This window comes from Streptomyces goshikiensis, from assembly GCF_014650555.1.
Lineage (GTDB): Bacteria > Actinomycetota > Actinomycetes > Streptomycetales > Streptomycetaceae > Streptomyces > Streptomyces goshikiensis.
The window spans coordinates 378,841-401,765 of the sequence record NZ_BMVE01000006.1 but is presented as its reverse complement, the minus strand read 5'-3'; the positions used below and the strand labels follow the sequence as shown (position 1 = coordinate 401,765).

General features: G+C 72.3%; 23 protein-coding genes. 5 read left to right on the top strand and 18 right to left on the bottom strand.

The window, feature by feature from the left end; genetic code table 11:
• Nucleotides 1-11: 11 nt before the first annotated feature.
• Complete coding sequence (locus IE248_RS20505) at nt 12-1,376, top strand: MFS transporter (protein ID WP_190031332.1); 1,365 nt, start codon at nt 12-14, stop codon at nt 1,374-1,376.
• Nucleotides 1,377-1,434: 58 nt separating this feature from the next.
• On the opposite strand, the gene IE248_RS20500 is transcribed toward IE248_RS20505, so the two are convergent.
• The 13 genes from IE248_RS20500 to hrcA form a co-directional block, all read right to left on the bottom strand.
• Nucleotides 1,435-2,091 carry a maleylpyruvate isomerase N-terminal domain-containing protein gene (locus tag IE248_RS20500; RefSeq protein WP_190031331.1) on the bottom strand — a complete coding sequence of 219 codons (657 nt, stop codon included), beginning with the start codon at nt 2,089-2,091 and terminating at the stop codon, nt 1,435-1,437.
• 83 nt (nt 2,092-2,174) lie between these two features.
• Nucleotides 2,175-2,531 (bottom strand): cytidine deaminase-like protein, encoded by a 357-nt coding sequence (locus IE248_RS20495; RefSeq protein ID WP_037791620.1) that lies wholly within the window; start codon nt 2,529-2,531, stop codon nt 2,175-2,177.
• A gap of 56 nt (nt 2,532-2,587) precedes the next feature.
• Nucleotides 2,588-2,941 carry an MmcQ/YjbR family DNA-binding protein gene (locus IE248_RS20490; protein WP_073773414.1) on the bottom strand — a complete coding sequence of 118 codons (354 nt, stop codon included), beginning with the start codon at nt 2,939-2,941 and terminating at the stop codon, nt 2,588-2,590.
• Nucleotides 2,938-4,248: a hemolysin family protein gene (locus IE248_RS20485; protein WP_008738871.1), complete on the bottom strand. Its 1,311-nt coding sequence runs from the start codon at nt 4,246-4,248 to the stop codon at nt 2,938-2,940. The genes IE248_RS20490 and IE248_RS20485 overlap by 4 nt, the downstream gene beginning before the upstream one ends.
• Nucleotides 4,245-4,742, bottom strand: a complete 498-nt coding sequence (gene ybeY / locus IE248_RS20480; protein ID WP_008738873.1) for an rRNA maturation RNase YbeY — start codon at nt 4,740-4,742, stop codon at nt 4,245-4,247. Before ybeY ends, IE248_RS20485 begins: the two co-directional genes overlap by 4 nt.
• A gap of 13 nt (nt 4,743-4,755) precedes the next feature.
• On the bottom strand, nt 4,756-5,829 hold the full coding sequence (locus IE248_RS20475) for a PhoH family protein (RefSeq protein ID WP_073799470.1): 1,074 nt from the start codon (nt 5,827-5,829) through the stop codon (nt 4,756-4,758).
• Between the two features lie 141 nt (nt 5,830-5,970).
• Complete coding sequence (locus tag IE248_RS20470; protein WP_037791626.1) at nt 5,971-7,065, bottom strand: carbohydrate kinase family protein; 1,095 nt, start codon at nt 7,063-7,065, stop codon at nt 5,971-5,973.
• A gap of 142 nt (nt 7,066-7,207) precedes the next feature.
• The gene (locus IE248_RS20465; protein ID WP_190031330.1) at nt 7,208-8,113 is read right to left on the bottom strand and encodes a ribonuclease Z; all 906 of its coding nucleotides are present in this window, start codon (nt 8,111-8,113) and stop codon (nt 7,208-7,210) included.
• A gap of 3 nt (nt 8,114-8,116) precedes the next feature.
• A complete protein-coding gene (locus IE248_RS20460) occupies nt 8,117-8,476 on the bottom strand; it encodes a histidine triad nucleotide-binding protein (RefSeq protein WP_073799468.1) in 360 nt (119 codons plus the stop codon).
• An 86-nt stretch (nt 8,477-8,562) separates the two neighbouring features.
• A complete protein-coding gene (locus tag IE248_RS20455) occupies nt 8,563-9,306 on the bottom strand; it encodes a 16S rRNA (uracil(1498)-N(3))-methyltransferase (RefSeq protein WP_073799467.1) in 744 nt (247 codons plus the stop codon).
• Nucleotides 9,303-10,394, bottom strand: coding sequence for a nitronate monooxygenase (locus IE248_RS20450; protein ID WP_190031329.1), 1,092 nt, complete (start codon nt 10,392-10,394; stop codon nt 9,303-9,305). The genes IE248_RS20455 and IE248_RS20450 overlap by 4 nt, the downstream gene beginning before the upstream one ends.
• Nucleotides 10,395-10,561: 167 nt before the next feature.
• On the bottom strand, nt 10,562-11,701 hold the full coding sequence (dnaJ, locus tag IE248_RS20445) for a molecular chaperone DnaJ (protein WP_008738888.1): 1,140 nt from the start codon (nt 11,699-11,701) through the stop codon (nt 10,562-10,564).
• On the bottom strand, nt 11,702-12,718 hold the full coding sequence (hrcA, locus tag IE248_RS20440; RefSeq protein WP_008738889.1) for a heat-inducible transcriptional repressor HrcA: 1,017 nt from the start codon (nt 12,716-12,718) through the stop codon (nt 11,702-11,704).
• 167 nt (nt 12,719-12,885) lie between these two features.
• Between hrcA and IE248_RS20435 the strand changes: the two genes are divergently transcribed.
• Nucleotides 12,886-13,611 carry an MBL fold metallo-hydrolase gene (locus IE248_RS20435; protein ID WP_190031328.1) on the top strand — a complete coding sequence of 242 codons (726 nt, stop codon included), beginning with the start codon at nt 12,886-12,888 and terminating at the stop codon, nt 13,609-13,611.
• A gap of 28 nt (nt 13,612-13,639) precedes the next feature.
• Complete coding sequence (locus IE248_RS20430; RefSeq protein ID WP_073799465.1) at nt 13,640-14,437, top strand: DUF3097 domain-containing protein; 798 nt, start codon at nt 13,640-13,642, stop codon at nt 14,435-14,437.
• A 37-nt stretch (nt 14,438-14,474) separates the two neighbouring features.
• Here IE248_RS20430 and hemW read toward each other — a convergent pair whose 3' ends face one another.
• The 3 genes from hemW to lepA form a co-directional block, all read right to left on the bottom strand.
• Nucleotides 14,475-15,707, bottom strand: coding sequence for a radical SAM family heme chaperone HemW (hemW, locus tag IE248_RS20425; protein ID WP_073799464.1), 1,233 nt, complete (start codon nt 15,705-15,707; stop codon nt 14,475-14,477).
• Between the two features lie 32 nt (nt 15,708-15,739).
• Nucleotides 15,740-17,629, bottom strand: coding sequence for an AMP-dependent synthetase/ligase (locus IE248_RS20420; RefSeq protein WP_008738893.1), 1,890 nt, complete (start codon nt 17,627-17,629; stop codon nt 15,740-15,742).
• Nucleotides 17,630-17,831: 202 nt separating this feature from the next.
• Nucleotides 17,832-19,697 carry a translation elongation factor 4 gene (gene lepA, locus IE248_RS20415; RefSeq protein ID WP_073799463.1) on the bottom strand — a complete coding sequence of 622 codons (1,866 nt, stop codon included), beginning with the start codon at nt 19,695-19,697 and terminating at the stop codon, nt 17,832-17,834.
• Nucleotides 19,698-19,943: 246 nt separating this feature from the next.
• On the opposite strand from lepA, the gene rpsT reads away from it, so the two are divergent.
• Nucleotides 19,944-20,210: a 30S ribosomal protein S20 gene (gene rpsT, locus IE248_RS20410; protein ID WP_008738895.1), complete on the top strand. Its 267-nt coding sequence runs from the start codon at nt 19,944-19,946 to the stop codon at nt 20,208-20,210.
• Between the two features lie 445 nt (nt 20,211-20,655).
• Here rpsT and holA read toward each other — a convergent pair whose 3' ends face one another.
• A complete protein-coding gene (holA, locus tag IE248_RS20405) occupies nt 20,656-21,648 on the bottom strand; it encodes a DNA polymerase III subunit delta (RefSeq protein WP_190031327.1) in 993 nt (330 codons plus the stop codon).
• 76 nt (nt 21,649-21,724) lie between these two features.
• Between holA and IE248_RS20400 the strand changes: the two genes are divergently transcribed.
• Nucleotides 21,725-21,967 carry a hypothetical protein gene (locus IE248_RS20400; protein ID WP_073773427.1) on the top strand — a complete coding sequence of 81 codons (243 nt, stop codon included), beginning with the start codon at nt 21,725-21,727 and terminating at the stop codon, nt 21,965-21,967.
• 17 nt (nt 21,968-21,984) lie between these two features.
• On the opposite strand, the gene IE248_RS20395 is transcribed toward IE248_RS20400, so the two are convergent.
• Complete coding sequence (locus IE248_RS20395; RefSeq protein ID WP_073799461.1) at nt 21,985-22,866, bottom strand: YceI family protein; 882 nt, start codon at nt 22,864-22,866, stop codon at nt 21,985-21,987.
• Between the last annotated feature and the right edge of the window lie 59 nt (nt 22,867-22,925).

Sequence of the window (22,925 nt, the reverse complement as noted above, 5' to 3'; positions counted from 1 at the left end):
CGTACCGAAGCATGGCATTCAGGCCACTGTCCCGGGGAAGGCGCAGGCCGGAGGCTGTTCCCGTGACGCAGACAGATCCCTCCACGACGCCCTCGACCGCCCCCGCCCCCGCTCCCCCGGCCGGTTCCGGCCGGGTGCACCGCGCCTGGTTCGTCGCCGCCGTCGGCTTCGTGACGATCATCGGCGCGGCCGCCTTCGCCTCCCTGCCCGGACTCCTCATCGAACCGCTCCACGAGGAATTCGACTGGTCGCGCGGCACGATCGCCTTCGCCGTCTCCGTGAACCTCGCGCTGTACGGGCTCACCGCGCCGTTCGCGGCCGCGCTGATGGACCGCTACGGCATCCGCCGGGTGGTGGCACTCGCCCTGATGGTCATATCCGGCGGCTCGGTCGCCACCGTCTGGATGACCGCGTCCTGGCAACTGGTGCTGTTCTGGGGCGTGCTGGTGGGCCTGGGCAGCGGCTCGATGGCGCTGTCCTTCGCGGCGACGATCACCAACCGCTGGTTCACCGCCCGGCGGGGCCTGGTCACCGGCATCCTGACCGCCGCCGGCGCCTCCGGCCAGCTGATCTTCCTGCCGCTGCTGTCCAGGCTGGTGGAGCACCACGGCTGGCGCCCGGCGGCGGTGACGGTCTCGCTGGCCGCGCTGGCCGTCGTCCCGTTCGTGTGGCTGCTGCTGCGCGACCACCCGGCCGACGTGGGACTCGCCCCGTACGGAGGCACGTACGCGCAGAAGCCCGCACCGGCGGCGGGCGCGGCTCGGCGCACGCTGACGGTGCTGTTCAAGGCGGTCCGCACCGGCCCGTTCTGGCTGCTGGCGGGCACTTTCGCGATCTGCGGGGCCACCACGAACGGGCTGGTCAAGACCCACTTCGTGCCGGCGGCGCACGACCACGGCATGCCGGTGACCGCGGCGGCCGGGCTGCTGGCCGTGATCGGCGTCTTCGACGTCATCGGCACCGTGGCGTCCGGCTGGTTCACGGACCGCTTCGAGGCCCGGCGGCTGCTGGCCGTCTACTACGCGCTGCGCGGTATCTCGCTGCTGTTCCTGCCGCTGCTGCTCGCCCCGTCGGTGCACCCGCCGATGGTGTTCTTCATCGTGTTCTACGGGCTGGACTGGGTCGCCACCGTCCCGCCGACGATCGCGCTGTGCCGCGAGCAGTACGGGGAGGACAGCGCGATCGTGTTCGGCTGGGTGCTGGCCTCGCACCAGGTCGGCGCGGCGGTGGTGGCGTTGCTGGCCGGCCTGGCGCGGGACGCGTTCGGCTCGTACGACGTCGTCTGGTACGCGTCGGGCGCGCTGTGCGCGATGGCGGCGCTGATGGCGATGGTCATCCGCCGCCGGCCGGCCACCGCGGGACTCGCGGCGGCGTAGCGGGGGCGCGGCAGCGACGCGGCGACGGCTCGGCGGTCGCTCGGCGGTCGCGCGGCGGTCAGCCGATGACGAACGGCAGCCGCTCGGCCAGTGCGCCGAGCGCGGCCCGCTCCTCGCCGGTCGGGGCCCTGCGGCCCGTGCCGACCAGCAGGGCGTCCGTGTCGGTGAACGACGCGGGGAACGCGGCGCCCGTGATGGTCTCCAGCATCGCGCGGGACCGGGCCGTGCCCTCGGCGGGCGGCCCGGCCACCGCCGGCAGGTGCGCGGTCAGGTCGAGGTGGTGCAGCGTCCACTCCAGGACGTACGCGTCGAGGTAGTCGGCCACGGTCAGGACCTCGCCCCGGGTGCCCACCCGGACACCCGGGTCGGCGAGTGCGGCGGCGCGCCCGGCGGCGGATCCGACGTCGTCGAGGTGGAACCTGAGCAGGTGCGGGTCCTCGTAGGCGGCGGCCAGCCGGACGGTCAGCGCGTCGAGCGGATCCTGCCCGGTCGGGGGCCGGTCGTCGACGTTCCAGTACGTCACCGCGTCGACGGTGGGTTCCGCCTCGACGGGCGTGGCGAGGGTGATCAGGACGTCCTGCGCGTCGATGACCAGGTGGCACACCAGGTCGCGGACGAGCCAGCCGGCGCAGCCGGAGGGCTGCTCGAAGTCCTGGTCGCAGAGGTCGGCGACCGCCGTGCGCAACGCCGTCCAGGAGCGCGGGAAGAGGTCCACCCCGGCAAGGTAGCCCTCCCGCGAACGGCCCCGCCACCCGGCGGGCGGCCGGGTGGCGGGGGCGGTGGAGCGACGGCGGCGGGTCAGGCTCCGGCCGGGGTGGTGGAGCGCAGGGTGCCGTCCGGGGCGGCCAGCAGCACCGGGGTGGCGGCACCGCCGAGGTCGCGGACGGCGGCCCGGTCGGCGTCGGGAACCGACTCCGCCGCGCTGACCACGGCCGCGGCCTCCAGGGAGCGGGCGCCGCTCGCCACCGCCATCGCCACCGCGGTCCGGAGCGCGCTCAGCTTCAGGGAGTCCAGCTCCACCGTCCCGGCGACGTACGTCCGGCCCGTCTCGTCCCGCACCGCCGCGCCCTCCGGCACCGCGTTGCGGGCCCGGGCGCTGCGCGCCAGCGTGATGATCTTGCTGTCCTCGGGGTCGATCCCGGTGCTCTCCGTCATGGGCGAAAGCATAGGGAGGGCCTCGGCGCGGCCGCGCGACCACCCCGCCGCGGCGGTCACGGCCGGTCCAGCCGGAGCCGCTCCGCCCGGGGCAGACCCGCGACCACCAGGTCGTACGAGTCCTCGACCAGCTCCCGCACCAGCGCGTCGGGGAGCCCGGAGACCGTCACCGTGTTCCAGTGCCGCTTGTTCATGTGATAGCCGGGCACGATCGCCGCGTGCTCCTCCCGCAGCCGGACCGCCAGCTCCGGTTCGCACTTGAGGTTGACCTTCAGCGGCTCCGCATCCAGCGCGGAGAGCGCGAACACCTTCCCCATCACCTTGAACACCGAGGTCTGCGGGGTGAAGGGGAACTCCTCCACCGCCGCGTTGAAGCCGAGGCAGAACGCCCGCAGCTGTTCCGGGGTCACTCCAGCCCCTCCTCGCCCTCGCCCGCCGCCGGCACCACCGGCTCCACGAGCACCGTCACGATCTTGTTCCTGCGCCCCGCCGGGGACTCGGCCGTCAGCCGCAGCGGCCGCCCGTCCGGGAGCTCCACGACCGCCGAGGCGCCCGCGATCGGCACCCGGCCCAGCGCCTTGGCCAGCAGCCCGCCGACCGTCTCCACGTCCTCGTCGTCGTAGTCCTCGACCTTGAACAGCTCGCCGAGGTCGGTGATGTCGAGGCGCGCCGTCACCCGGTAGCGGTCCTCCCCGAGGTCCTCGACGGGCGCGAGCTCGCGGTCGTACTCGTCGGTGATCTCGCCGACGATCTCTTCGAGGATGTCCTCGATGGTGACGATGCCCGCGGTGCCGCCGTACTCGTCGATGACGACGGCCACGTGGTTGCGGACCTGCTGCATCTCGCGCAGCAGATCGCCCGCGTTCTTGGTGTCGGGCACGAACACCGCGGGGCGCATCGCCGTGGAGACCAGGTCCGATTCGGCGTCCCGGCTGATGTGCGTCTTGCGGACCAGGTCCTTCAGGTACACGACCCCGACGATGTCGTCCTCGTTCTCCCCGGTCACCGGTATGCGCGAGAACCCCGACCGCAGTGCGAGCGTGGTCGCCTGACGGATCGTCTTGTACCGCTCGATGCAGATCAGGTCCGTCCTCGGCACCATCACCTCGCGCACGAGCGTGTCGCCGAGTTCGAAGACCTGGTGCACCATCCGGCGCTCGTCGTCCTCGATCAGCGATTCCCGCTCCGCCAGGTCCACCATCGCGCGCAGCTCGGCCTCGGAGGCGAACGGCCCCTTGCGGAAGCCCTTCCCGGGCGTGAGCGCGTTGCCGAGGAGGATCAGCAGCTGCGGGATCGGCCCCATCACCCGGGCCAGCGGCACCAGGACGTACGCGGCCGCCGTCGCCGTGTTCAGCGGGTGCTGGCGGCCGATCGTACGGGGGGACACGCCGACCGCGACGAAGGAGACGAGCACCATCACGGCGATCGCCACGAGCAGCGCGGTCCAGTTCTCGCCGAACTCGTCGAGGCAGACGTACGTGACGAGGACGCCCGCCGCCATCTCGCAGGTGACCCGGACCAGCAGGGCCACGTTCACGTAGCGGGTGGGGTCGGCGGCGACCTGCGCGAGCTTCGCGCTGCCGCGCCGCCCCTCCCGTACGGCCTGTTCCGCGCGGAAGCTGGAGACCCGGGCGATCGCGGACTCCGCGCACGCCGCGAACCAGGCCACCACGACCAGCAGGACCGCCCCGGTGATGAGCTGGGGGGCGCCGGTCACGAGACGGTCGGGGCCGGGGACGGGCCGGTGATGCCGCGCTCACCGCGCCAGCCGTCGACGATCGCCGCCTGGAGGCCGAACATCTCGGCCTTCTCGTCGGGCTCCTCGTGGTCGTAGCCGAGCAGGTGCAGCACCCCGTGGACCGTCAGGAGCTGGAGCTCCTCGTCCATGGAGTGCTGCGTCGGGGCGTCCTCGCCCTGCTTCTTGGCCACCTCGGGGCAGAGCACGATGTCGCCGAGGAGCCCCTGCGGGGGCTCCTCGTCGTCCTTCGCCGGCGGACGGAGTTCGTCCATCGGGAAGGACATGACGTCGGTGGGTCCGGGCAGGTCCATCCACTGGATGTGGAGCTGCTCCATCGCCCCCTCGTCCACGACGATGACGGAGAGCTCGGAGAGCGGGTGGATCCGCATCCGGGTGAGCGCGTAGCGGGCGATGTCGAGGATCGCCTGCTCGTCGACCTCGATCCCGGACTCGTTGTTGACGTCGATCGACATGGTGCGCTGAGTTCTACTTCCCGTTTCGGCCGCTGCGGCCGCCGCCCGGGCCGCTGGGGCCCGACTGGCCGCTCTGGCTGTCGTCGTACTTCTCGTACGCATCGACGATACGGCCGACGAGCTTGTGCCGGACGACATCCTCGGACGTGAGCCGCGAGAAGTGGATGTCGGGCACCCCTTCGAGGATCTCCTGGACCTGGCGCAGCCCGCTCTTGGTGCCGCCCGGCAGGTCGACCTGGGTGACGTCACCGGTGATGACGATCTTCGAGTCGAAGCCGAGCCGGGTCAGGAACATCTTCATCTGTTCCGGGCTCGTGTTCTGCGCCTCGTCGAGGACGACGAACGCCTCGTTGAGGGTGCGGCCGCGCATGTAGGCCAGCGGGGCGACCTCGATCGTGCCCGCCGCCATGAGCCGCGGGATCGAATCCGGGTCGATCATGTCGTGCAGCGCGTCGTAGAGCGGCCGCAGGTACGGGTCGATCTTGTCGAAGAGCGTGCCCGGCAGGAAGCCGAGCCGCTCGCCGGCCTCGACGGCGGGGCGGGTCAGGATGATCCGGCTGACCTGCTTGGACTGCAGGGCCTGGACCGCCTTGGCCATGGCCAGGTAGGTCTTTCCGGTACCGGCGGGGCCGATGCCGAAGACGATCGTGTTCTTGTCGATCGCGTCGACGTACCGCTTCTGGTTGAGGGTCTTGGGACGGATGGTGCGGCCGCGGCTGGAGAGGATGTTCTGGGTGAGGACCTCCGCGGGGGTCTCCTCCGGGCCCTCGCCCTTGCCGTTGCCGCTCGCCTTGAGCATGGCGATCGAGCGTTCCACTGCGTCCTCCGTCATCGGCTGCCCGGTGCGGAGCACCAGCATCATCTCGTCGAACAGGCGCTGGATCAGGGCGACTTCGGCCGCCTCGCCGATCGCGCTGACCTGATTGCCCCGAACATGGATGTCGGCCCTCGGGAAGGCCTTCTCGATCACGCGCAGCAGGGCGTCGCCGGATCCGAGCACGGTCACCATCGGATGGGTGGCCGGGACGGTGAAGTGGGCTCGCGCCTGCCCGGGCGCGGGGGTCTGGGCTGTCGGTGTCTGAGTCATGGGCCGGCACTGTGGCCTGCGCATACCTCCCGCTGAGGGGCCGTGCCGATCGACGACCTCCGGAATACCAAGCGTACGACTCCGCCGCCGCATCCCCGAGGCCTTTTCCGGCGCCGTCACGGCCCGCCGCCCCGCGCCCGGCTACGCGCCCGGGCGGAATCCGATCGTCGGGACCGCCCGGCGCCTCGGCGCGGGGGCCGCCGGCGGCGGGAGCAGGGCGTCCAGGAAGCCGTACGGCCCGCGCAGGGCGTCCGGGGCGGCGGCCCACCAGTGCGCCACCTCCGCCCACCCCGGGGCCGACAGCGAGCCGCCGAACTCCTGGACCGACAGCGCCGCCGTCAGGCCCGCGAAGGCCAGCCGGTCCGCCAGCGGCCACCCCGCCAGGGTGCCGGTGACGAAACCCGCCACGTACACGTCTCCGGCGCCCGTGGGGTCGAGCGCGTCCACCGCGATGCCGGGGACCTCGGCGGTCTCCCCGGTCCGGCCGTCCACCGCGCAGGAGCCCTCCGGGCCCATCGTCACCACGGCGATCGGGACCTTCTCCGCGAGCTTGCGGGCCGCCGCCCGGGGGCAGTCGGTCCGCGTGTAGCGCATGGCCTCCCCCGCGTTGGGCAGGAACGCCTCGCAGTGCTCCAGGTCGGCCAGCGCCCCCAGGTCCCAGCGCCCGCTCTCGTCCCAGCCCACGTCGGCGAAGACCCGGGCCCCCTGCCGGGCCGCCGTCGCGATCCACTCCTCCCCCCGCCCGGGCCCCAGGGAGGCCACGGCCGCGCGGGCGCGGGGCGGGCAGCGCGGGAGCCCGGGGTCGGCGGGCGGCGGGGCCTCGTGGCCGTGCGAGACCATCGTGCGCTCGCCCTCGTAGGCCATCGAGACCGTGACGGGGCTGTGCCAGCCGGGGACGGTGCGCGACATGGTCAGGTCGATGCCCTCGCCCTGTTCGAGCGCGTCCCAGCAGTACTCGCCGTAGTGGTCGTCTCCGAACGCCGCGGCGAGCGAGGTGCGCAGCCCGAGGCGGGCCAGCGCGGTGGCCATGTTGGCCACGCCGCCGGGGCTGGAGCCCATGCCGCGCGCCCAGGACTCCGTACCGCGCACCGGGGCCGAGTCGAGGCCGGTGAAGATGATGTCGAGGAAGACCGTGCCGGTGAGGAAGACGTCGCAGCCGGGTTCGTGGGGGTCGCGGAGCGGACCGAGCGGGTCCACGGCGGCGCTGCGGCTGGTGCGGCTGTCCCGACTGGTCACGGTGTACTCCCCGGATGATGCGCGTGCGGCCGAAGGGTCGTTTCTGCGGGATGGGTTCCCACGGAAAGCTCCGAGCCCTCCCCGCCCGGAAGCAACCCAAACCCAAGTGTGGCCCAGATCACCCCCGGGCCGCTCCCCGGCCTCAGCCCCGCTTCGGCAGGGGAACCCGTACGAGGTCCTCGGCGATCGTCAGCTCCCCCTCGAACCCGGCCGCGCGGGCCTGCCGTTCGAACGCGCCGGGATCGGAGTAGCGCTGCGAGAAGTGCGTCAGCACCAGGTGCCGTACGCCCGCGTCGCGCGCCGTGCGGGCCGCCTGGCCGGCGGTGAGGTGCCCGTGGTCGGTGGCGAGGCGCTCGTCCTCGTCGAGGAACGTCGACTCGATGACCAGCATGTCGCAGCCCCGGGCGAGTTCGTCCACGCCGGGGCAGAGCCGGGTGTCCATGACGAAGGCGAAGCTCTGTCCGGGCCTGTGCTCGCTGACCTCGTCGAGGCCCACGCCGCCCAGCCGGCCCTCGCGCTGGATCCGGCCCACGTCCGGCCCCTTGATCCCGTGCCGTGCGAGCAGTTCGGGCACCATGCGGCGGCCGTCGGGCTCGCTGATCCGGTAGCCGAAGGACTCGACCGGATGCGACAGCCTGCGGGCCTCCAGGGTGTACGAGGGCCCGCGCGCCAGCGCCCCGTCCCCGGCCACCGGCTCCTCGCGCAGCCGTACGGTCTCCCGGTAGGCGGTCGCGTACCGCAGCCGGTCGAAGAACTTCTGCCCCGAGGCGGGGTAGTGCGCGGTGACGGGGTGCGGGACCTGGTCGAGGTTGATCCGCTGGATCACCCCGGCGAGGCCGAGGCTGTGGTCGCCGTGGAAGTGGGTGACACAGATCCGGTTGATGTCGTGCGCGGCGACCCCGGCGCGCAGCATCTGGCGCTGCGTGCCCTCGCCCGGGTCGAAGAGGATGCCCTCGCCGTCCCAGCGCAGCAGGTAGCCGTTGTGGTTGCGGTGGCGGGTGGGCACCTGGCTGGCGGTGCCCAGCACCACGAACTCTCGTACGGACACGGGCTATCCGGGGGGCCACTGGAGGCCGCGGCCCCCGATGAGGTGGGCGTGGGCGTGGAAGACGGTCTGGCCCGCGCCGGCGCCGGTGTTGAAGACGATCCGGTAGCCGTGGCCGTCGATCTTCTCCTCGGCGGCGATCCGGCCCGCCTCGGCCAGCACGTCGGCGGCGACGGCGGGTTCGGCGGCCGCGAGGGAGGCGGCGTCGGGGTAGTGGACGCGCGGGATCACGAGCACGTGCGTGGGCGCCTGCGGGTTGATGTCCCGGAAGGCGAGGGTGGTCTCGGTCTCCCCTACCACGGTCGCCGGGATGGACCCTGCGACGATCTTGCAGAACAGGCAGTCGGCCTGCGGTTCCCCGGCCATTGCGTTCGCCTCCCGTGACGTTGGATCGGTCGGGGCATCGTATCCACCACCCCTCCCGGTCCGGGGGCCCACCACCCCCCGGGAGGTCAGGACCAGCGGCCCGTCCGGGCGAGCAGGACCGCCGTCGCCGCGGTGCCGGCGGTGGAGGTGCGCAGGACCGGGCGGCCCAGCCGGTAGGGGTGGGCGCCGACGGCGGCGAAGGCGGCCAGCTCCTCCGGGGAGACGCCGCCCTCCGGGCCGACCACCAGCACGATCGACCCGGCGGCGGGCAGCTCGGCCGTCGCCAGCGCCTGCGAGGGCGCGTCCCGGTCCTCGTGCAGCACCATCGCCAGGTCGGCGTCCGCGAGCAGCGCCGCGACCTGCTTCGTGGACATGGCCTCGGCGACCTCCGGGAAGCTGACCCGGCGGGACTGCTTGCCCGCCTCGCGGGCCGTGCCCCGCCACTTCGCCAGGGACTTCGCGCCCCGGTCGCCGCGCCACTGGGTGATGCACCGCGAGGCCTGCCACGGCACGATCGCGTCCACGCCGGTCTCGGTCATCGTCTCGACCGCCACCTCGCCCCGGTCGCCCTTGGGCAGGGCCTGAACGACGGTGATGCGTACGGCGGGCTCCGCTTCCGTGAAGACCCCGGACACCGCGACGACCAGCCGGTCCTTGCCCTCCGCCGCCTTGACGACCGCCTCGGCCCAGCCGCCGCGGCCGTCCGTGAGGACCACCGCCTCGCCCGGGTTCAGCCGCTTCACCGAGACCGCGTGCCGGCCCTCGGGGCCGTCCAGCACGAACTCCGGCCCCGCGGGGACCTCTTCGACCACGAACACGGGGGCCGTCATGACACTCTCCTCGTCTGCGTTTCCTTCAGCACGCCCTGCGCCTCGGCCAGTTCCGCCGCGAGCACCTCCACCAGATCGCCCGCCGGGACGGTCCGGGCCAGCCGGTGTCCCTGGCCCGCCCACAGCGCCATGCCCTGCGGGTCCCCGGCCGCCGCGGCCGCCTTGCGCAGCCCCGAGGTGAGGTGGTGGACCTGCGGGTACGCGGCCGGGGCGTACGGCCCGTGCTCGCGCATGAACCGGTTCACCAGACCCCGCGCGGGCCGCCCGGAGAACGCCCGGGTCAGCTCGGTGCGGACGAACAGCGGGTCCGTCAGCGCCGCCTTGTGGAGCGGGTGGGCCCCCGACTCCGGGCACGCCAGGAACGCGGTGCCGAGCTGCGCCGCCTCCGCTCCGGCCGCGAGCACGGCCGCGATCTGCGAGCCGCGCATCAGGCCGCCCGCCGCGATGATCGGGAGGGCCACCGCTTCCCGTACCTGCGCGACCAGCGCGAGCAGCCCGACGCCGGCGGTGCCGTCGGCCTGCGGGTCGTCGCGGTGGGTGCCCTGGTGGCCGCCGGCCTCGACGCCCTGGACGCAGACGGCGTCGGCGCCCGCCTCCTGGGCGGCGCGGGCCTCCTCGACCGAGGTGACGGTGACGACGGTGTGCGTACCGGCCTCGCGCAGCCGGGCGAGGGCCTCGGGCGCGGGGCAGCCGAAGGTGAACGAGACGACCGGGACCGGGTCTTCGAGGAGGATGGCGAGCTTGGCGTCGTAGCCGTCGTCGCAGGTGCCGACGATGTCCTCGGCGGCGAGGGAGACCTCGTACCAGCTGGCCTCGCCCGCGAGCTGTCCTCGGTAGGCCTCGACGGCGGCCGGGTCGACGTAGCCGGTCTGCGGCATGAAGAGGTTCACGCCGAAGGGCCGCCGGGTCAGCCCCCGGGTCTGCTTGATCTCCTGGTACATGCCGTCGGCGGTCTTGTAGCCGCCGGCCAGGAAGCCCAGCCCGCCCGCTTCGCACACGGCCGCGGCGAGGGCGGGACAGGAGGCGCCGCCCGCCATGGGAGCCTGCACGATCGGGAACCGGTAGAGACCGTTCGGTGCGGAGGACATGGACTGCATCGTGCCATGTCCCGCTCACCGCACCGAATCACGGCATTCGCCTGGCATAGTCCGCTTCGGCGGCCTGGCGCTTTCGCGCCGGGCGCCCGGCGCGAAAGCGCCGAACCCGGTCCGGGACGCCCCGGACCGGGTTCGTACGACGGTGACCGCGCTCGGCGTCAGCGGCCGTTGAACGCGTCCTTCAGGCGGCTGAACAGACCCTGCTGGCCCGGCGCGAACTGGCCCATCGGCCGCTCCTCGCCGCGCAGCTTGGCCAGCTGGCGCAGCAGGTCCTCCTGCTGGGCGTCCAGCTTGCCCGGCGTGGTGACCTCGACGTGGACGATCAGGTCGCCCCGGCCGCCGCCGCGCAGGTGCGTCACGCCGCGCCCGTGCAGCGGGATCGACTGGCCGGATCCGGTGCCGGGCCGGATGTCGATCTCCTCCATGCCGTCCAGCGTCTCCAGCGGGCACTTGGTGCCCAGGGCCGCCGCCGTCATGGGGATGGTCACGGTGCAGTGCAGGTCGTCCCCGCGCCGCTGGAAGGTCGGGTGCGGCAGTTCGTGGATCTCCACGTACAGGTCGCCGGCGGGGCCGCCGCCGGGGCCGACCTCGCCCTCGCCCGCGAGCTGGATCCGGGTGCCGTTCTCGACGCCGGCCGGGATCTTGACCGTGAGGCTGCGGCGGGAGCGGACCCGGCCGTCGCCCGCGCACTCGGGGCACGGGGTCGGGACCACGGTGCCGAAGCCCTGGCACTGCGGGCAGGGGCGCGAGGTCATGACCTGGCCCAGGAAGGACCGGGTGACCTGCGAGACCTCACCGCGACCGCGGCACATGTCACATGTCTGCGCCGAGGTGCCGGGGGCGGCGCCTTCGCCGGAGCAGGTGTTGCAGACGACCGCCGTGTCGACCTGGATGTCCTTGGTCGTCCCGAAGGCCGCCTCGTCCAGTTCCAGGTCCAGGCGGATCATCGCGTCCTGGCCGCGCCGGGTCCGCGAGCGCGGGCCGCGCTGCGAGGACTGGCCGAAGAACGCGTCCATGATGTCGGAGAAGTTGCCGAAGCCACCCGCACCGAATCCGCCCGCGCCACCGCCGCCGCCCGAGGAGGACAGCGGGTCGCCGCCCAGGTCGTAGACCTGCTTCTTCTGCGGATCCGAGAGAACCTCGTACGCCGCGTTGATCTCCTTGAAACGCTCTTGCGTCTTCGGGTCCGGATTCACATCCGGGTGGAGCTCACGCGCGAGGCGGCGGAAGGCCTTCTTGATCTCGTCCTGCGATGCGTCGCGGCGTACGCCGAGGACCGCGTAATAGTCCGTGGCCACTTACGACTCCGCCAGGATCTGTCCGACGTAACGTGCCACTGCGCGTACCGCTCCCATCGTTCCGGGGTAGTCCATGCGGGTCGGTCCGACCACGCCGAGTTTGGCGACACTCTCGCCGCCCGAACCGTAGCCGACCGAGACGACGGACGTGGAGTTCAGTCCCTCGTAGGCATTCTCATGCCCGATCTTCACGGCCATCCCCGACTCGTTGGCCTCGCCCAGCAGCTTGAGGAGCACGACCTGCTCCTCCAGCGCTTCGAGCACCGGCCTGATCGTCAGGGGGAAATCGTGTCCGAAGCGGGTGAGATTGGCGGTGCCGCCGATCATCAGCCGCTCCTCGGCCTCCTCGACCAGGGTTTCGAGGAGGGTGGCGAGCACGGTCGAGACCGTGGCCCGGTCCTCCGCCTCGAAGGATTCGGGGAGGTCCTGCACCAGCTGCGGCACGTCGGTGAACCGACGGCCGACGACGCGGCTGTTGAGCCGCGCCCGCAGATCGGCGAGGGAGGCCTCGCCGAAGGGGGTCTGGCAGTCGACGAGCCGCTGCTCGACCCGCCCGGTGTCCGTGATCAGTACGAGCATCAGCCGGGCCGGGGCCAGCGACAGCAGCTCGACGTGCCGGACGGTGGAGCGGGTCAGCGACGGGTACTGGACGACGGCGACCTGCCGGGTGAGCTGCGCGAGCAGCCGCACCGTACGGCCGACGACGTCGTCGAGGTCCACGGCGCCGTCGAGGAAGTTCTGGATGGCCCGGCGCTCGGGCGTCGACAGCGGCTTGACGCCCGCCAGCCGGTCGACGAACAGCCGGTAGCCCTTGTCCGTGGGGATCCGGCCGGCGCTGGTGTGGGGCTGGGCGATGTACCCCTCCTCCTCCAGCACGGCCATGTCGTTGCGCACGGTGGCGGGCGAGACGCCGAGCCGGTGCCGCTCGGTGAGCGCCTTGGAGCCGACCGGCTCCTCCGTCCCGACGTAGTCCTGGACGATGGCGCGCAGCACTTCGAGTCTGCGTTCGCTGAGCATCGCGCACACCTCCAGCTGTGATGCGTGGTCGTGGTCTCGGTCTTGGTACCGGCCCGTTTGGCACTCGGGGCATACGAGTGCCAGAGAACCCCCGGTCAGTGTACGGCCGGGTAGTACGCCGGAGGCAAGGGCGGTCGCTCGGGGGGTCGCCAGGGTAGCGTCACGGCATGGACGTCCGATGGGAAGAGGCGGGCTGGGAGCGGTTGACCGGGCGGGCCGGCCGGCGGCGGCTTCCGGTGTGGGACTGCACGGTGGGACTGGTGGTGGGGGACGATTCGGTCCTCCTCGTCGATCCCGGATCGTGCGTGCGGGAAGGCGCGGAAGTACGAGCCGAGGCGGAGCGGCTGACCGGCCGCCGCGTGACCCATATCGCATTCACGCACGGCCATTTCGATCACGTACTGGGCGGGGCCGCGTTCTCCGGGGCCGAGTTCTTCGGGGCGGTCGGGCTGGACGCGCTGCTGACGGTGGGGCGCGACGAGCTGCGTGGGGACGCGGTGCGGCACGGTCTGGCGGAGGCGGAGGCCGCCGAGGCGGCGGACCTGCTGGCGGCGCCGAAGCACCTGGTGTCGGGCGAGTGGACGCTGGACCTGGGCGGGGTCCAGGTGCTGCTGGCGAACGTCGGCCCCGGGCACACCCGGCACGACCTGGCGGTCTTCGTGCCGGGTGTGCGGGAGGTGGTGTTCTGCGGGGACCTCGTGGAGGAGTCGGGCGATCCGTCGGCCGGCCCGGACGCCGTGCCCCGGCAGTGGCCCGCGGCGCTGGACCGGCTGCTGTCGCTGGGCGGTGACGACGCGCTGTACGTGCCGGGTCACGGAGCGGTGGTCGGCGCGGCCTTCGTGCGTGCCCAACGGGACACACTGCGGGCGCGGTTCGGCGTGTCGGAGGCGTGAGCACGGGCTCTCTCGTACCGTCGGCCGGATGCGCGAGTACTCCCCCGACCTGACCCCGCAGTGGAAGCGTGCCCGAGCCGTGCCGGAGGTGGCGGCGGACCCGGGCCTGGTGGTGGAGGTGGCCGGTACGGACTTCTGCGGCGCGGTGGTGGCCTGCGAGGCGGGCACGGTGACGCTGGAGGACCGCTTCGGCAAGCGGCGGGTGTTCCCGCTGGAGCCGCGCGGGTTCCTGCTGGAGGGGGCGGTGGTCACCCTGACGCGCCCGGCGCGGGGGCCGGCCGCCCCGGCCCGTACGGCGTCGGGCTCGGTGGCCGTGCCCGGGGCGCGGGCGCGGGTGGCGCGGGCGGGCCGGATCTACGTCGAGGGGCGGCACGACGCGGAGCTGGTGGAGCGGGTCTGGGGCGACGACCTGCGGATCGAGGGCGTGGTGGTGGAGTACCTGGAGGGCATCGACGACCTTCCCGCCGTCGTCGCCGATTTCGCCCCGGCCGCGGACGCCCGTCTCGGCGTCCTGGTCGACCACCTGGTCCCGGGCTCGAAGGAGTCCCGCATCGCGGCGTCGGTGACCTCCCCGCACGTCCTGATCGTGGGCCACCCGTACGTGGACGTCTGGCAGGCGGTGAAGCCGTCGGCCCTGGGCATCGCGGCGTGGCCGGTGATCCCGCCGGGCCAGGACTGGAAGACGGGCATCTGCCGGGCGCTGGGCTGGCCGGAGAACACCGGGGCGGCCTGGCAGCACATCCTGTCCCGCGTGACGTCGTACAAGGACCTGGAGCCCACCCTCCTCGGCGCTGTGGAACACCTCATCGACCACGTCACGAGCTGACCCGCCCTCGCGGGCCCCGGCCGGGGCCCGCGAGGGGTCAGTCGACCAGGTCGCGGACGACCGCGTCGGCCAGGAGACGGCCGCGGAGGGTCAGGACGGCGCGGCCCGCCGCGTAGGGGCCGGGCTCCAGCAGGCCGTCCGCCAGCGCCCGCCCGGCCGCGGCCAGCCCGGCGGGGGCCAGCAGCGCCAGCGGGCAGCCGTCCACCAGCCGCAGCTCCAGCAGGATCCGCTCCACCCGCCGGTCCTCCGCGGACAGCAGCTCCCGCCCCGCCCCCGGGGACCGCCCCCCGGCCAGGGCCGCCGCGTACGCGCCGGGGTGCTTCACGTTCCACCACCGCACCCCGCCCACGTGCGAGTGCGCCCCGGGACCCGCGCCCCACCAGTCGGCCCCGCGCCAGTACAGCTCGTTGTGCAGGCAGCGCCCCGCCTCCGAGGTGGCCCAGTTCGACACCTCGTACCAGGAGTACCCCGCCTCGGCCATCACCGAGTCCGCGATCAGGTACCGGTCCGCGTGCACGTCGTCGTCCGTCATCGGGACCTCGCCCCGCCGGATCCGCCGCGCCAGCTGGGTGCCTTCCTCCACGATCAGCGCGTACGCCGACACGTGGTCCGGCCCCGCACCGAGCGCGGCCTCCAGAGAGGCCCGCCAGTCGTCGTCGGACTCGCCCGGGGTGCCGTAGATCAGGTCCAGGTTCACGTGCTCGAACCCCGCCGCCCGCGCCTCCGCGACACACGCCTCGGGCCGCCCCGGCGTGTGCGTGCGGTCCAGCACCTTCAGGACGTGCTGCCTGGCGCTCTGCATGCCGAAGGAGACCCGGTTGAAGCCCCCGGCCCGCAGCTCCTCCAGGTACCGCGGGTCGACCGACTCCGGATTCGCCTCCGTGGTGACCTCGGCGTCCTCGGCCAGCCCGAACTCGTCGCGGATCGCCGCGAGCATCCGTACGAGGTCCCCGGCCGGCAGCAGCGTCGGCGTGCCGCCGCCCACGAAGACGGTCCGTACGGGGCGCGGGTCGTCGCCCAGCACCTTCCGCGCGAGGCGCACCTCGTCGATCAGGGTGTCGGCGTAGTTCTCGCGGGAGGCGAGCACGCCACCGCTGCCCCGCAGCTCGGTCGCGGTGTACGTGTTGAAGTCGCAGTACCCGCACCGCGTGGCGCAGTACGGGACGTGCAGGTAGAACCCGAGCGGCCGGTCCCCGGCACCCGCCAGGGCGTGCGACGGCAGCGAGCCGTCTTCGGGCATGGGTTCACCGTCGGGCAGTGCGGAAGGCATGCGCCCATTGTCCCGCACCGCCCGAAGGTCGTTTACGCCTCGCGCGTCCCGGCGTACATCTCCTCGATCAGGTGCTTGAACTCGCGCTCGACGACCGGCCGCTTCAGCTTGAGGCTGGGCGTGAGGTCGCCGTGCTCGACGTCCAGGTCGCGCGGCAGCAGCCGGAACTGCTTCACGGTCTGCCAGCGCTGGAGGCCCGCGTTCAGGGTCTGTACGTACGTCTCGACCATCCGGTTCGTCTCCGGCGCGGCCACGATCTCGGCGTACGTCTTGCCCTCCAGGCCGTTCTCGGCGGCCCAGACCAGGATCGACGGCCCGTCGAGGGCGATCAGCGCCGAGCAGAAGTTCCGGTCCGCGCCGTGCACCACGATGCTGGAGACGTACGGGCAGATCGCCTTGAACTGGCCCTCGATCTCCGCCGGGGCGACGTACTTGCCGCCCGAGGTCTTGATCAGGTCCTTCTTGCGGTCGGTGATCCGCAGATAGCCGTCGGGCGACAGCTCGCCGATGTCACCGGTGTGCAGCCAGCCGTCCGGCTCCAGCACCTCGGCGGTCTTCTCGGGCTGGCCGTGGTAGCCCTGCATGATGCCGGGGCCGCGCAGCAGGATCTCGCCGTCGTCGGCGATGCGGACCTCGGTGCCGGGTAGCGGCTTGCCGACGGTGCCGGTGCGGTAGGCCTCGCCCGGGTTGACGAAGGAGGCGGCGCTGGACTCGGTCAGTCCGTAGCCCTCCAGGATGTTGATGCCCGCGCCGGAGAAGAAGTAGCCGATCTCGGGGGCCAGGGCGGAGGCGCCGGAGACGGCGGCGCGCAGCCGGCCGCCGAAGGCCTCGCGGAGCTTGGAGTAGACCAGCGCGTCGGCGATCTTGTGCTTGGTGGTGAGGCCGAACGGGGCGGTGGCGTTGCCGGTGCGCCGGTAGTTGTCCTGGGTGACCTTGGCGTACTCGCGGGCGACGCCGACCGACCACTGGAAGATCTTGTACTTGGCGCCGCCGCCGGCCCGGGCCTTGGCCGCGACCCCGTTGTAGACCTTCTCGAAGATGCGCGGGACGGCGGCCATGTAGGTCGGCTGGACCACCGGCAGGTTCTCGATGATCTTGTCGATCCGGCCGTCCACGGCGGTGACGTGCCCGACCTCGATCTGGCCGGAGGTGAGCACCTTGCCGAAGACGTGCGCCAGCGGCAGCCACAGGTACTGGACGTCCTCGCTGGTGATCATCCCGGTCGCGACGGTGGCCTTGGCCATGTACGACCAGTTGTCGTGCGGCAGCCGTACGCCCTTGGGGCGGCCGGTGGTGCCCGAGGTGTAGATCAGGGTGGCGAGCTGGTCGGCGGTGATCGCCCCGATCCGCTCCTTGACCGCCTCGGGGTTCTTGGCGAGGTACTCCCTGCCGCGCGCCTCCAGGTCGGCGAGGGAGAGCACCCAGCCTTCCGGATCGCCCTCGGCCGCGATCGCGTCGGCGCTCTCCATGACCACCACGTGCGACAGCGCGGGCAGGTCGGCGCGGCGCTCGCGGGCCTTGGCGAGCTGCGAGGCGTCCTCGGCGATCAGTACGTGGCTGTCCGAGTCGGCGAGGATGTAGGCCGACTCCTCGGCGTTGGTGCTGGGGTAGATGGTGGTGACCGCGCCGCCCGCGCACATCACCCCGAGGTCGGCGAGGATCCACTCGACCCGGGTGCCGGAGGCGAGGGCGACCCGCTGCTCGGACGCGAGCCCGAGGTCGACCAGACCGGCCGCGATGGCGAAGACGCGCTCGGCGGCCTGCCCCCAGCTGAGCGACTTCCATTCGTCGGGGCCCTCGCCGCCGGCCGCGGGGACCGGGAACCGGTAGGCCTCCGCGTCCGGCGTGGCGGCGACACGCTCAAGGAACAGGGCCGCCACGGTGGGCGGGCGGTTCTCGATCAAGGTCTGTGTGTCGCTCACGGACGTCCTCCGGACCACGCGGCAGGGCCTGCATTGGGCAAGTGACTCTGGGCTGAACAGTGACTCGATGCTTTGGTAACCGGCGAGTAACCAGAGATCAGACTAGGGGCCCTCCGCCTGGCGCGTAAGGGCCAGCGGGCGGCCGATTCATAACGAAACAGGCCCCCGCGCGTCCGCACGGGGGCCTGTTTCGCATACGGCGCTACTTCTTCTTGCCGCCGGAGTCGTCGCTGGACAGCACCGCGATGAAGGCCTCCTGCGGGACCTCCACGGAGCCGACCATCTTCATCCGCTTCTTGCCTTCCTTCTGCTTCTCCAGCAGCTTCCGCTTACGGGAGATGTCACCGCCGTAGCACTTGGCGAGGACGTCCTTGCGGATGGCGCGGATGGTCTCGCGGGCGATGACGCGGGAGCCGATCGCGGCCTGGATCGGGATCTCGAAGGCCTGCCGCGGGATGAGCTCGCGCAGCTTGGCGACCAGGCGCACGCCGTAGGCGTAGGCCGCGTCCTTGTGCGTGACGGCGGAGAAGGCGTCGACCTTGTCGCCGTGCAGCAGGATGTCGACCTTGACCAGGCCGGAGGCCTGCTCGCCGGTGGGCTCGTAGTCGAGCGAGGCGTAGCCGCGCGTCTTGGACTTCAGCTGGTCGAAGAAGTCGAAGACGATCTCGGCGAGCGGAAGGGTGTAGCGGATCTCGACGCGGTCCTCGGAGAGGTAGTCCATGCCGAGGAGGGTGCCGCGGCGCTGCTGGCACAGCTCCATGATCGCGCCGATGAACTCGGAGGGCGCGAGCAGGGTGGCCCGTACGACCGGCTCGAACACGTCCGAGATCTTGCCCTCGGGGAACTCGCTCGGGTTGGTGACGGTGACTTCCTTGCCGTCCTCCATGACCACCCGGTACACCACGTTGGGTGCGGTGGCGATCAGGTCGAGGCCGAACTCGCGCTCCAGGCGCTCGCGGACCACGTCCAGGTGCAGCAGGCCGAGGAAGCCGACGCGGAAGCCGAAGCCGAGCGCCGCCGAGGTCTCCGGCTCGTAGACGAGCGCGGCGTCGTTGAGCTGCAGCTTGTCCAGGGCCTCGCGCAGGTCCGGGTAGTCCGAGCCGTCGAGCGGGTACAGACCCGAGAAGACCATCGGGCGCGGGTCCTTGTAGCCGCCGAGGGCCTCGGTCGCGCCGTTGTGCAGGCTGGTGATGGTGTCACCGACCTTGGACTGACGGACGTCCTTCACGCCGGTGATGATGTAGCCGACCTCGCCGACGCCGATGCCGTCGGACGGGGTCATCTCCGGGGAGGAGACACCGATCTCCAGCAGCTCGTGCGTGGCGCCGGTGGACATCATCCGGATGCGCTCGCGCTTGTTGAGCTGGCCGTCGACCACACGGACGTACGTGACGACACCGCGGTACGAGTCGTAGACCGAGTCGAAGATCATCGCGCGCGCCGGGGCGTCCTTGACGCCGACCGGCGCCGGGACGGTGGCGACGATCCTGTCGAGCAGGGCGTCCACGCCGACACCGGTCTTCGCGGAGACGCGCAGCACGTCCTCGGGCTGGCAGCCGACCAGGTTCGCGAGCTCCTCGGCGAACTTCTCCGGCTGGGCGGCCGGCAGGTCGATCTTGTTCAGGACCGGCACGATCGCGAGGTCCTTCTCCATCGCCAGGTACAGGTTGGCGAGGGTCTGCGCCTCGATGCCCTGGGCGGCGTCCACCAGGAGGACCGTGCCCTCGCAGGCGGCCAGCGAGCGCGAGACCTCGTAGGTGAAGTCGACGTGCCCGGGGGTGTCGATCATGTTCAGGACGTGCGCCTTGCCCTTGCCCTCACCCTCGGTGGGCGCCCAGGGCAGACGGACCGCCTGCGACTTGATCGTGATGCCGCGCTCACGCTCGATGTCCATGCGGTCGAGGTACTGGGCGCGCATCTGCCGCTGGTCGACGACGCCGGTGAGCTGAAGCATCCGGTCGGCGAGGGTCGACTTGCCGTGGTCGATGTGCGCGATGATGCAGAAGTTGCGGATCAGCGCCGGGTCGGTACGGCTCGGCTCGGGCACGTGGCTGGGGATGGCGGGCACGCAGTGTCCTGATTCTCGGGTCGCGGTCGGAACGAAGTCTGAGCGAAGGTTCGAATCTCGTCGCCCTCGTCGGCGCGCGATGTCGGATCTGTACGCAGGCTCCCATGGTCCCATGGACGGGGCAGTGCGCTCGGTTTGGGCCGGTCGGAGCCTGCCTGGTAGCCTGGGCAGCTGTGTCTCGTATGCCCTCTCAGCTGTCGGGACACAATCCGAAGATCAAATCTCTGAACCTGCAAAGGCTCTTTCGTGGCGAACATCAAGTCCCAGATCAAGCGGAACAAGACGAACGAGAAGGCGCGCCTGCGCAACAAGGCCGTCAAGTCCTCGCTCAAGACCGCGATCCGCAAGGCCCGCGAGGCCGTCCTCGCCGGTGATGTCGAGAAGGCCACCGTGGCTTCCCGTGACGCCGCGCGTGCGCTCGACAAGGCTGTCTCGAAGGGTGTCATCCACAAGAACGCCGCCGCCAACAAGAAGTCGGCGCTGGCCTCCAAGGTCGCCACCCTGCAGGGCTGAGCTCCCTGATGCGAAAGCCGGGTAGGGATCCAGTGGGCCCTCTCTCCCACTCCTGACCGGCACCCCGCGCCGCACACGAAGCGTTCGCCACGCGGGTGCGGCGCAACACAAGCAGTAACCGAAGGCCCCGGCCGCCCTCCTTCCCCAGGGGGACAGCCGGGGCCTTCGCCTTTCCCCCCGCCGCACCACCCAGCCCGACCGCACCCTCCGGCCCCGCCGCACCACCCAGCCCCGCCGGCGTTTGAGGCGCGGGGGTTCGGGGGCAGCGCCCCCGACAACGGCGCAGCAGACGAGAGGCGTGCGAAGGCCGGGGAGGGTGAACCCGCGCGGCGCCCCCACCACGCACCAGCACCCGGCAGCAGGCGTACGGCAGACGGTCGACCGGGGCCGGTCGGGCGACGGGGCTCCCCCGTGACGAGGCGACCGCGCCGCCCCGGCGGAAGGGCTACCGCCGCTGCGGCCGCGCCGCACGGGCCACGGCCACGACCGCCTTTTCCAGGGCGTACTCGGGATCGTCGCCGCCGCCCTTGACCCCGGCATCCGCCGCGGCCACGGCGCGCAACGCGTCCGCGACTCCGTCCGCCGACCAGCCCCGCATCTGCTGCCGGACCCGGTCGATCTTCCACGGCGGCATTCCCAGGTCCCGCGCCAGGTCGCCCGGGCGGGCCCCGCGCGGGGCCGAGGCGAGCTTGCCGATGGCCCGCACCGCCTGGGCCAGCGCGCTGGTGATCAGTACCGGCGCCACCCCCGTGGACAGGGACCAGCGCAGGGCTTCGAGGGCCTCGGCTGCCCGCCCCTCGACCGCGCGGTCGGCGACCGTGAAGCTGGAGGCCTCCGCCCGGCCCGTGTAGTAGCGGCCCACCACGGCCTCGTCGATGGTGCCCTCGACGTCCGCGCACAGCTGCGCCGCCGCGCTCGCCAGCTCCCGCAGGTCGCTGCCGATCGCGTCGACCAGCGTCTGGCACGCCTCGGGGGTCGCAGACCGCCCCAGCGTCCGGAACTCGCCCCGTACGAACGAGAGCCGGTCCGCCGCCTTGGTCATCTTCGGGCAGGCGACCTCCCGGGCACCCGCCTTCCGCGCCGCATCCAGCAGGCCCTTGCCCTTGACTCCGCCGGCGTGGAGGAGGACGAGGGTGATCTCCTCGTACGGCGCCGCGAGGTACGCCTTGACTTCCTTCACGGTGTCGGCGGACAGGTCCTGCGCGTTGCGCACGGTCAGGACCTTGCGCTCGGAGAAGAGCGAGGGGCTCGTCAGCTCGGCCAGCGTGCCGGGCTGGAGCTGCTCGGGCATGAGGTCCCGGACGTCCGTGTCGGGGTCGACGGCCCGGGCGGCCGCCACCACCTCCCGCACGGCACGGTCGAGGAGCAGGTCCTCCTGCCCCACCGCGAGGGTGAGCGGAGCGAGCGGATCGTCGGTGGAGTTCTTCCTGGTGGCCATCGGCTCCAGCATCCCATGCCGCACTGACAGCCTCCCCCGCCCCGGCGCCGCCCGACTCGTGCCCGAGAATGGTCGGGTGAACCTGCGACATGTACTGGTGCTGCCCGACCGCGACGCCGCCGAGGAGGTGGCGCAGGAGGTCGTCGACCGCTTCGGGCTGTCCGAGGATCCGCGACTGGTCCGCGACGCCCTGGCCGGCGAGGACGACGCGGAGGACGCCCAGTGGCTGGTGGTCGTCGAGGACCCGCGGGAAGGGCTCGACCCGACCGCCCTGGACGCCCTCGCCTCCGAGTACGAGGGCTGGCTGGAGGCTCCCTAGGAGCCCGCGCCCGGGCCCTACGCCTTGTGGACGATCTGGACGTCCAGCTCCACTTCCACCTGCCCGCCGACCGCGGCGATCCCCTGGGCCAGCACCGACTGCCAGTTCAGGGTGAAGTCCTCGCGGTCCAGTTCGGCCGTGGCCCGGCAGGCCGCGCGGGGCTCGCCCTCCAGCCCCGTGCCGAGGCCGAGGTACTGGGTGTCCAGGGTCACCGAGCGGCTCACGCCGTGGAGCGTCAGGGCGCCCGCGACGGCCCAGCGGCTGCCGCCCCGGTGGATGAAGCGCTCGCTGTAGAACTCCACCGTCGGGTACCGGGCCGAGTCCAGGAAGTCCGCGGACCGCAGGTGGTCGTCCCGCATCCGCAGCCTGGTGTCGATGCTCGCCGCGTCGATGATGACGTGCATGGAGGAGTCCTCCATGTGATCGGCTATCCGGACCGCGCCCGCGAAGGTGTTGAACCGGCCGTGGATCCGGGCGAAGCCGATGTGCCGCGCCGTGAAGGCGATCGAGGAGTGCGCCGGGTCGAGTTCCCAGTGCCCCGGCGCGGGCAGCAGCGGAGGCTCCACCGCGTCGAGGATGATCTCCCCCGTGCCCGGCTGCGCCGGGTCCCCGACGAGCGTCGCCCCGTGGAACGGCGCGTAGCCCTCGGCCGTGACGGAGAGCCGGTACTCGCCCTCCGGCAGGGCGGCGGTGAGCCCGCCGAACGGGTCGGTCTCGCCGCTGACGATCCGTCTCCCGATCGGGTCGGTCACCTCGAACTTGGCCTGCCGGATGGGCTGATGGACGGTGTCCAGCACCCGGCAGCTCAAGAGCCCCGCCGTGGGCGGCAATGACAAGGTCGCGGATGTGTGTGAGCTGGCACTTCCGGCCGTCTCCATCCCCCGTCGACGTCCGAACATGGTTGATGCACCCCCGTGCTGTATGAACGTGGACCGCTCTGGCGAAAACGCATTCGATC

Coding starts and splice junctions, on each gene's coding strand:
- IE248_RS20505 (WP_190031332.1), top strand. CDS start 12: ATGGCATTCAGGCCACTGTCCCGGGGAAGGCGCAGGCCGGAGGCTGTT.
- IE248_RS20495 (WP_037791620.1), bottom strand. CDS start 2,531: ATGACGGAGAGCACCGGGATCGACCCCGAGGACAGCAAGATCATCACG.
- ybeY (WP_008738873.1), bottom strand. CDS start 4,742: ATGTCGATCGACGTCAACAACGAGTCCGGGATCGAGGTCGACGAGCAG.
- IE248_RS20475 (WP_073799470.1), bottom strand. CDS start 5,829: ATGACTCAGACACCGACAGCCCAGACCCCCGCGCCCGGGCAGGCGCGA.
- IE248_RS20460 (WP_073799468.1), bottom strand. CDS start 8,476: ATGGCCGGGGAACCGCAGGCCGACTGCCTGTTCTGCAAGATCGTCGCA.
- IE248_RS20455 (WP_073799467.1), bottom strand. CDS start 9,306: ATGACGGCCCCCGTGTTCGTGGTCGAAGAGGTCCCCGCGGGGCCGGAG.
- IE248_RS20450 (WP_190031329.1), bottom strand. CDS start 10,394: ATGTCCTCCGCACCGAACGGTCTCTACCGGTTCCCGATCGTGCAGGCT.
- hrcA (WP_008738889.1), bottom strand. CDS start 12,718: ATGCTCAGCGAACGCAGACTCGAAGTGCTGCGCGCCATCGTCCAGGAC.
- IE248_RS20435 (WP_190031328.1), top strand. CDS start 12,886: ATGGACGTCCGATGGGAAGAGGCGGGCTGGGAGCGGTTGACCGGGCGG.
- IE248_RS20430 (WP_073799465.1), top strand. CDS start 13,640: ATGCGCGAGTACTCCCCCGACCTGACCCCGCAGTGGAAGCGTGCCCGA.
- hemW (WP_073799464.1), bottom strand. CDS start 15,707: ATGCCTTCCGCACTGCCCGACGGTGAACCCATGCCCGAAGACGGCTCG.
- holA (WP_190031327.1), bottom strand. CDS start 21,648: ATGGCCACCAGGAAGAACTCCACCGACGATCCGCTCGCTCCGCTCACC.
- IE248_RS20395 (WP_073799461.1), bottom strand. CDS start 22,866: ATGTTCGGACGTCGACGGGGGATGGAGACGGCCGGAAGTGCCAGCTCA.